General features: G+C 32.5%; 1 protein-coding gene. It reads right to left on the reverse strand.

Annotation, left to right across the window (positions count from 1 at the left end; all coding sequences use genetic code 11):
* Positions 1-6 precede the first annotated feature (6 nt).
* Positions 7-502: hypothetical protein (locus HMPREF9144_RS13635; protein WP_006046543.1), on the reverse strand; the 496-nt coding region annotated here is incomplete at its 5' end.

Below are 502 nucleotides of genomic sequence, written 5' to 3' on the forward strand. Positions count from 1 at the left end.
TTAATATTAGTTATACAATAATCTATCAGGGGTCACTTGATAATGTCTCTTCCTTCGAAACCACAACTTCCTTTTCTTTATTTCAACTGCGACGTAATCTCCTCTTGCGTCAATAATATGACGTGTTATACATCTTTTTACTTTTACCTTATCTCTTTTATCGTATAAAATATCACCAACTCTTAACTGAATATCTAAGGATAAAAGATACCTCTTCGTAGGTAAGACTGTAAAAGGACTATTTGTTTTTAATATTTTCCAATCATTACCAACCCTAACAAGGACCTTTCTGGTTGGTGATAATTTACAAAAGAAGACGTAAATCATTAAATCCGGATAATATGAGACCGCATTATCCCTATCTATTTTCAGACACGTTGGTTCATTGCCATTCCTTGATCTTAATTCATCAAACAGAGTTCCATCTAAATTAAGAAATGTATATACGCTATCAGATGATACGTAACTGCCGTTTTTTAAGTAAAGAACAGCAACAAGGTTA

Origin of the sequence: Prevotella pallens ATCC 700821 (assembly GCF_000220255.1) — a bacterium.
GTDB classification, from domain to species: domain Bacteria; phylum Bacteroidota; class Bacteroidia; order Bacteroidales; family Bacteroidaceae; genus Prevotella; species Prevotella pallens.